At 67.1% G+C, this 2,433-nt stretch carries 2 protein-coding genes; both read right to left on the bottom strand.

The features are described from left to right. Positions 1-192: 192 nt before the first annotated feature. Positions 193-1,539 carry a saccharopine dehydrogenase family protein gene (locus ACYVDE_RS20315; RefSeq protein WP_460503358.1) on the bottom strand — a complete coding sequence of 449 codons (1,347 nt, stop codon included), beginning with the start codon at positions 1,537-1,539 and terminating at the stop codon, positions 193-195. Between the two features lie 45 nt (positions 1,540-1,584). Further along, positions 1,585-2,337 (bottom strand): LytR/AlgR family response regulator transcription factor, encoded by a 753-nt coding sequence (locus ACYVDE_RS20320; RefSeq protein ID WP_460503359.1) that lies wholly within the window; start codon positions 2,335-2,337, stop codon positions 1,585-1,587. Positions 2,338-2,433 lie beyond the last annotated feature (96 nt).

Genomic DNA, 2,433 nt, shown 5'->3' on the forward strand with positions numbered 1-2,433 from the left:
TGCCGGGCGGCCAGCACCAGCGTCCGGCCCAGCGCAACGGCCACGATGGGCAACAGCAGCGCCAGCCGCAGCCAGCCAATCTCGCGCAGCAGCCGCAGCAGCAGCTTACCGCGCAGTACTAAATAAGCCCGAAGTGCTTTCATGCCGCGCGCCAACGCCCGTTGCCGTCCGCGTATTGCCCCATCTTTCGGGCTAGGCTTCTTCCTCTTGAAAACGAATGCCGTAATCAGCCGCCAGCTCGTCCAGAATGGGCTCGTAGAGGTCGGCATTCACCGGGATGAGGACGCCGCGCTGGGGCACCTCGCCGCGCAGCAGCCGGCGCACGGCCATGCCCAAGGGCAGGCCCACGGTTTTGGCCATACCGGTGTGCGTGGTATCGTCGCCCACCACGGCCAGCGACGAGGTGAGACGGTGTGTGTGGCCATCCAGTTCAAATTCGAACAGGTGTTGCATCACAATCAGGTCGTGGTCGTGGGGCTGGAGCTGCCATTTTTCGGCCAGCAGGTGCTCCAGCAACTGGGCGGGTGTGGCGTGGGCACGGCCCACTGGCCGGCCCGAAAACAGGCCCAGCCAGTGCAGGCGGCCCATTTCTTCGCCGGTGGGGTTCAGGCCGAGGTAGGCCGCGGTACGCTGGGCCACATCGAGATGCGGAATGAGCGAGGCGGGCAGGTAGGCTTCCACCAGCTGGGCCCAGGTCAGGGTTTCCGGGTTGTCGATGTTCACGCTGTCGTCGGTGAGGCCCAGGCGCACCAGCGCGTGCCAGGCGGCGCAGTAGCCCGGCCGGCGCAGCGTACCGCGCAGAATGGTCGGAATGTCGTCGAGCCCGTACGGTGCGCGGTAGCTCAGTGAGTCGCGGTTGGCGTAACCCTCAAACTCGCCGTAGCCGGGCACGGTCAGGGTTTCGGTGCGGGCAAATAATTGCTGGTACGGAATAAAGCGCGGCCGACCGTTTTCGAGAAACTTGGCCGTGCTCTGGCCGGCCAGCACCACGTTGCGCGGGTTCCAGGTGAACTTGTATTTCCAGGGATTGTCGCCCTCGGCGGCCGGGGCCAGCAAGCCGCCGCAGTAGCTTTTGAAGCTGGTGATAACGCCCCCGCGCTGCCGGATGTGGGCAATGGCCCGCATCGCCGACATATGGTCGAGGCCCGGGTCGAGCCCGCATTCCATGAGCAGCGTTACGCCGGCGGCCTGCGCGTCGTCGTGTAGCGCCCGAATCTCGGGGCTCACGTAGCTAGCCGTGGCCAGGTGGCGGCCCTGGCGCACGCAGGCCCGCGCCACCACCGGATGCAGCGTGGCGGGCAGCATCGAAATCACGGCATCAGCCTGGCTCACCAGTTCTTCTAATTGCGCTTCGTTAGCCAGGTCGAAGGGCACGGCGCGGGCGTACTGCGAGTGCGCGGCCAGCACGGGCGCGAGGTGGGCCGGGTTCACGTCGGCCACGGTCAGAAACCAGTTTTCGGTGGGCGCGTGGCGCAGCAGGTACTGGATGAGGGACGAGGCCGAGCGGCCAGCGCCCAGGAGCAGGAGGCGGGAAGTCATGCGGCAAAGATGGGGCATCGGCGCGAAGCGGGCCCAGCCCGCCCCCTACCCCAGCGTGCGCAGGCGGCGCAGCAGCTCTGCGTGGTAGGTTTCGCTCACGGGCAGCAGCTGCTCACCCACCTGCACGAGGTGGCGCACCGGGTCGAGCCGCTCTATGTAGTCGAGGTTGACGAAATAGCTGCGCTGAATCTGCACGAAGCGGTCGGCGGGCAGGTGGCGCACCAGCTCGCGCAACGGCATACGCACCTGCACCACGCGCCCGGCCAGCACCAGGCGGCACGATTTGTCGCTGGCTTCCACGCTGCGAATGCTGTCGAGCAGAATCTTTTCGAGCAGGCCATTTTCCTTCACAAAGAGGGCCGCATGGCGGTTGACTACAGTTTCGAATGGCACCGCGGCGGGTGCCGCGGGCGGGGCCATAAAGCCATCCACGGCCAGGGCCATGGCGCGTTGCAGGGCATCGGGGGCCACGGGCTTTATAAGGTAGGCGGCCGGGCCCAGCGGGCGGGCGCGGGCAAATGTCTCATCATCGGCGCAGGAAGTCAGGAACAGCAGCGGCACGGGCCGCAGGGCCAGCAGCTCGGCGGCCAGTTCAATGCCATCCATCGTTCCGCGCAGCTGCACGTCGAGCAGGGCTAAATCGACAGCTTCGGCCCGAAACAAGGCCAGCGCGGTGCGGGCGTTAGCCGCCGGCCCCACCGGCTCGTAGCCCAGCCGCTCCAGGTGCAGCTCCAGCTGGTCGGCGTAGAGGGGCTCGTCCTCCACAATCAGCACGCGAATGGGTAAGGCGTCGGCCATGCAGTCAATCGGCAAAACGGAAACCGCCAGCGTCGCCGACGGGCCACAAAGCTACGTCCGGCGCGCGGCCCGGCGCTACGCCACCGCGGCGTGGGG

This window comes from Hymenobacter agri (assembly GCF_054778495.1).